Here is a 1,624-nt window from a genome sequence, read left to right as displayed (position 1 = left end):
CTTCAACGGAGAGTTTGATCCTGGCTCAGGATGAACGCTGGCGGCGTGCTTAACACATGCAAGTCGAACGATGAACTGGTGCTTGCACTGGGGATTAGTGGCGAACGGGTGAGTAACACGTGAGTAACCTGCCCTTGACTCTGGGATAAGCCTGGGAAACTGGGTCTAATACCGGATATGACCTTCCATCGCATGGTGGTTGGTGGAAAGCTTTTGTGGTTTTGGATGGACTCGCGGCCTATCAGCTTGTTGGTGGGGTAATGGCCTACCAAGGCGACGACGGGTAGCCGGCCTGAGAGGGTGACCGGCCACACTGGGACTGAGACACGGCCCAGACTCCTACGGGAGGCAGCAGTGGGGAATATTGCACAATGGGCGGAAGCCTGATGCAGCGACGCCGCGTGAGGGATGACGGCCTTCGGGTTGTAAACCTCTTTCAGTAGGGAAGAAGCGAAAGTGACGGTACCTGCAGAAGAAGCGCCGGCTAACTACGTGCCAGCAGCCGCGGTAATACGTAGGGCGCAAGCGTTATCCGGAATTATTGGGCGTAAAGAGCTCGTAGGCGGTTTGTCGCGTCTGCCGTGAAAGTCCGGGGCTCAACTCCGGATCTGCGGTGGGTACGGGCAGACTAGAGTGATGTAGGGGAGACTGGAATTCCTGGTGTAGCGGTGAAATGCGCAGATATCAGGAGGAACACCGATGGCGAAGGCAGGTCTCTGGGCATTAACTGACGCTGAGGAGCGAAAGCATGGGGAGCGAACAGGATTAGATACCCTGGTAGTCCATGCCGTAAACGTTGGGCACTAGGTGTGGGGGACATTCCACGTTTTCCGCGCCGTAGCTAACGCATTAAGTGCCCCGCCTGGGGAGTACGGCCGCAAGGCTAAAACTCAAAGGAATTGACGGGGGCCCGCACAAGCGGCGGAGCATGCGGATTAATTCGATGCAACGCGAAGAACCTTACCAAGGCTTGACATGAACCGGTAATACCTGGAAACAGGTGCCCCACTTTGTGGTCGGTTTACAGGTGGTGCATGGTTGTCGTCAGCTCGTGTCGTGAGATGTTGGGTTAAGTCCCGCAACGAGCGCAACCCTCGTTCTATGTTGCCAGCACGTGATGGTGGGGACTCATAGGAGACTGCCGGGGTCAACTCGGAGGAAGGTGGGGACGACGTCAAATCATCATGCCCCTTATGTCTTGGGCTTCACGCATGCTACAATGGCCGGTACAAAGGGTTGCGATACTGTGAGGTGGAGCTAATCCCAAAAAGCCGGTCTCAGTTCGGATTGGGGTCTGCAACTCGACCCCATGAAGTCGGAGTCGCTAGTAATCGCAGATCAGCAACGCTGCGGTGAATACGTTCCCGGGCCTTGTACACACCGCCCGTCAAGTCACGAAAGTTGGTAACACCCGAAGCCGGTGGCCTAACCCCTTGTGGGAGGGAGCTGTCGAAGGTGGGACTGGCGATTGGGACTAAGTCGTAACAAGGTAGCCGTACCGGAAGGTGCGGCTGGATCACCTCCTTTCTAAGGAGCACCTACAACGGTTGCTGTCCCGTGTATGCGGGGTGGTGGTGTTGTCAGGAGTAAAGGCCCGTTTCGCGGACGAGTGTTTCGTGGCGGG

The 1,624-nt window shown here is 56.7% G+C and carries 1 rRNA gene; it reads left to right on the top strand.

The window, feature by feature from the left end:
- Window positions 1–2 precede the first annotated feature (2 nt).
- Window positions 3–1,527 (top strand): 16S ribosomal RNA (locus C563_RS0120730).
- Window positions 1,528–1,624 lie beyond the last annotated feature (97 nt).

Source organism: Arthrobacter sp. 135MFCol5.1, from assembly GCF_000374865.1.
GTDB lineage: Bacteria > Actinomycetota > Actinomycetes > Actinomycetales > Micrococcaceae > Arthrobacter.
Note: the sequence above shows the minus strand (reverse complement) of the source record. Positions and strands in the feature narration are given on the sequence as shown.